This is a genomic window from Fibrobacter sp., from assembly GCA_012523595.1.
In the GTDB taxonomy this organism is placed as follows: domain Bacteria; phylum Fibrobacterota; class Chitinivibrionia; order Chitinivibrionales; family Chitinispirillaceae; genus JAAYIG01.
This window is the reverse complement of the sequence record JAAYIG010000022.1, coordinates 1-3,938: the sequence shown is the minus strand read 5'-3', so window position 1 is coordinate 3,938 and position 3,938 is coordinate 1. Positions and strand designations below refer to the sequence as shown.

General features: G+C 47.5%; 3 protein-coding genes. 2 read left to right on the top strand and 1 reads right to left on the bottom strand.

Annotated features, from left to right (window positions below; genetic code table 11):
* Both GX089_01065 and GX089_01060 read left to right on the top strand, forming a co-directional pair.
* A partial coding sequence (locus tag GX089_01065) for a hypothetical protein (protein NLP01062.1) occupies nucleotides 1–816 on the top strand: 816 nt, incomplete at its 5' end.
* Nucleotides 817–836: 20 nt separating this feature from the next.
* Nucleotides 837–2,225, top strand: a complete 1,389-nt coding sequence (locus tag GX089_01060) for a sigma-54-dependent Fis family transcriptional regulator (GenBank protein NLP01061.1) — start codon at nucleotides 837–839, stop codon at nucleotides 2,223–2,225.
* Nucleotides 2,226–2,233: 8 nt separating this feature from the next.
* On the opposite strand, the gene GX089_01055 is transcribed toward GX089_01060, so the two are convergent.
* Nucleotides 2,234–3,553 (bottom strand): HlyC/CorC family transporter, encoded by a 1,320-nt coding sequence (locus GX089_01055; protein NLP01060.1) that lies wholly within the window; start codon nucleotides 3,551–3,553, stop codon nucleotides 2,234–2,236.
* Nucleotides 3,554–3,938 lie beyond the last annotated feature (385 nt).

The following is a 3,938-nucleotide window of genomic DNA, read 5'->3' as shown; positions in this document are numbered from 1 at the left end:
CTGGCAAAAAATGCTGATGCAATTGGAAAGGGACTTGTGGTAAAGATCGGGAACGATTCAGGGGGTGCGCTGGGGAGGCTTGAGAGGGCGATGGAGTCGATGCAGGAGGAACTCGAAAAACATCGGGAGAAAGCGCGAGCCAGAGGAGAGGAGACAGCCTGGCGTGATATTGCCAGGGTGATGGCGCATGAGATTAAAAATCCGCTGACCCCGATACAACTTACTCTCGACAGAGTGCAGGAAAAACTGGAAAACGGATCTATGCTGACAAAAGATGAAATAGAAAAACTTCTTTACAGGATAGGAACTCAGGTAAACAGTCTTGAAAGGCTGGTTAATGATTTCAGGAGCTTTGCGAGGGAACCGGAATCCCAATTGAGAACACTTTCTCTGCGGGAGAACGCTGAGTCGGTTGCCTCGGGACTTCTGGATTCAATTTCCTTTACCTTTACAGGTGATTCCATGGTTGAGGCTGATCCTTACCTGCTTGAAAGGGTTCTTCTCAATATCTGGAAAAACAGCCTTGAGGCTGGAGCTACAGTCATAAGAGTGGAAATCGAAAACAAGGACGGATCAGCGGAGATGAGGATAATCGATAATGGTCCGGGGATTCCCGGGGAAAATATGGAACGGGTCTGGATTCCCTACATAACATTCAAGAAGGGTGGAACAGGACTCGGTTTGCCGGTTGTAAAACGGTTGCTCGACTCGATGCATGCTGGTGTAAAGATCGATTCCAGAACCGGTAACGATGATCACGGACTTACTATGACGATCACTTTCAGAAGGGCACCTGAGGAAGTGCTTTCTGCTTAGCGCCTGAAGGGGAAAGACAGATGATACAGCAGGAGAAGATAAGGATACTTGTAGTCGATGATGAAGAGGAGATCCGGGAGACACTTCGGGAGATCTTTTCAGAGGATGGTTATGATGTTGTGGTTGCCTCGGAGGAGAGTACTGCCCTGGATGCGGCCGGATCGGGAGTCGATCTGGCTCTTGTGGATATCAAACTCGGGGCGGACAACGGAATTGATCTCTTGCGCAAATTAAAACAGCGGTATCCCTATATGCCGGTAATCATGATTACCGGTTTCGGGACAGTATCTCTTGCAAAGGAAGCTTTTAAGATAGGCGCGCATGATTTTCTTGAGAAGCCTCTCAGGCTTATACAGGTAAGGACAAGTGTCCGCAACGCACTCGAGGGAATTCTCCTCAGGAAACAGCTCAGGAAAAATGCCGGAGGTTTTTCCTCAAGGCCGGTAATTGTCTCTGATGCGCTGAAGAAGGTCTACCAGCAGGCATCAAGGCTTGCGCAGGTAAAAGAGCCTGTTGTCATAACCGGCCCGTCCGGAGCAGGAAAAGATCTTGTAGCCCGCTTTCTGCATTTTGAGGGTGTAAGGGCGCAAGGACCGTTTCTGGTTACAAATGCCGCATCACTTCCCCCCACACTTGCGGAGGATGAACTGTTTGGACATGAACGGGGAGCCTTTACAGGTGCAGACAGGATGAGGGAAGGGTGTTTTGAGCAGGCAAACGGAGGGACTCTCTTTCTTGATGAGATCGGGGATATGGATCTCAATATCCAGGCCAAACTTCTGCGTGTACTCGAGACAGGTGAATTCCTGCGTCTCGGTGGTTCATCGAGGATCCATGTTGATGTAAGGTTGATTTGTGCAACTCACAAGAATCTCGAGGAGATGGTGGATTGCGGAAAGTTCCGTAAGGATCTCTGGTACCGAATAAGTGCTTTTGTGCTCAGAGTGCCTGGTCTTGACAGAAGAAAAGAAGATATCGCTCCGCTTGCCGAGCATTTTCTGAGACTTATGTGCAGTGATCTGGGGATTGAGAAACGTTTCAGCCCTGCGGCTCTTAATCGCCTGGGTGAAATGACGTTCCCGGGGAATGTCAGGGAGCTAAAGCATCTGGTGGCTCGTCTGGCTGTCTACACCGATAAACCTGAAATTGACATCTGTGATATTCCGAACAATCAGGCAGGTCGTATTGCGCAAACATGGGCAGATGTTCCGGTAAAGGACGAGGAGATAATCGATTTCAGGATGGCGAAGATGAATTTTGAGCGCGAGTATCTCTTGAGGGCCTTAAAGGTCAATGGTGGAAACATCACTGCTACAGCACGGGCTATAGGGATGGCGCAGTCGAATCTTTCCCGTAAGTTAAAGGATCTTGGAATCGGGAATGAGAGGGAAAATGGCAGTGAAAATTAATAACTCTGTCAGGATTTCTGAATATTGATATGCATCCTGAGTTTTTTTACCTTTTGATTTGACATCTCGGTAATCTGGAAATGGTATCCGTTCCATGAGAAGCGGTCTCCGGTTTTGGGTACATGCCCTAAAATCATCATAGCGAAACCGGAAAGAGTACTGTAACGCTGTTCTTCAGGCATCTCTCCCACATTGAAGTAAACTTTGAATTCCTGTATAGGTAAAGAGCCATCGATTATCCAGAATTTATCATTCTCCTTGCGTATTGTAGGCATTTGAGGTTCATCTGCAGGGAGTTCTCCAACTATGGCCTGAAGGATGTCAATGGGGGTGATTATCCCTGAGAACCCTCCATATTCATCAATAACTACTGCAAAGTGCAGCTGGTGATGCCGGAAGAGTTCGAGGACTTTCAACAGGGGCATGTGTTCGGGTATAAAGAGGGGAGTGTGCAGGTATTTTTCGAGTTTGACCTGGTTGAGGTTGGCAGTAGATTTCAGCAGGTCGTGTGCGTTTACGATTCCTACAATTATATCCGGATCCTCGCGGACAACTGGAAAGCGGGAATGCGGGGTCTCTCTTATGGTTTTAAGATTTTCCTCAAGAGGATCTTCCAAATCCAGCCAGACTGTGTCTGTGCGGGGTGTCATAATTGAGTACGCCTGACGATCGCCGAATTCAAATACCCTTGTAATCATCCGCTGTTCATCAGGCTCAACCAGCCCGGCCTTCCTTCCCATATCGATGGCATTGGTGATTTCCTCCTGAGTAATAAGGGGAGTGGTTGAGGTACGGGCTTTCAGAAATCGAAGTGTGGTGTCGGTGGAGAAGCTCAGGAGTTTGATAAAGGGGGTAGTGATGGATGAGATAAGGCTCATAGGACGGGAGATAATGGAAGAGATTTCCTCGGGTTCTCTTAAAGCCAGCCGTTTTGGGACCAGTTCTCCAAAGATCAGGGTGAAGTAGCTTATAAAAATCACGACCAGGGCAAGGGAGATGGTTTCTGAGTAGGGGGCAAGAGGTTTGAAATTAAGGAGGAGAGCTTGGAGGTGCCTGGTAATAGTAGCGCCTCCGAAGGCTCCATTGAGCACACCGATGGTGGTGATTCCGACCTGGATGGAGGAGAGGAATTTAGTCGGGGAGTTAGCCAGTTCCAGGGCGATTTTGGCACCAGGGTTCCCTTTTTTTGCTTTTTCTTGTAATCTGGGTTTACGTGCGGAGATTATGGCGATTTCAGACATAGCGAAGAAGCCGTTGAGGAGGATGAGTGAGGAGATGATGATGAGTTCAAGGTAGATGTTGATCATACAGGGAGAGAGGAGGAGCAAGAGGTGTTCCGGGAATTGGGGACGGACTGATTTTATAATGATTGAGTGTTACATTTTCAGGGATGGACTAATTATAATAGTTATGTGTAAGTGTCACATAAACATCCAGAATAAATGGCCCTCTTACTCTGGAACATATCTGATTTGGGAATTGATATTACAGCAGGTTATGCACTTCAGACAAGTGTATAAAAGAACCATTCAATTCCTGTACTAGGCAGGCTCTTCAAGCAGTGTTTTGAGAAGTGTAATTTAATCTGATCCTATGCTGAGCAGTATTCCTCCACCTCAGAAGCACCTTGCTTCACAAGAACAGCAATTGGAGGAATAGTCATTTTTAGAAACCTGGCAATGACAGATAAAGGTATGAGCTCCTGCTCATGGG

What these genes read in the sequence shown, in the direction of transcription:
- GX089_01060 (NLP01061.1), top strand. Translation starts at nt 837, where the DNA reads ATGATACAGCAGGAGAAGATAAGGATACTTGTAGTCGATGATGAAGAG.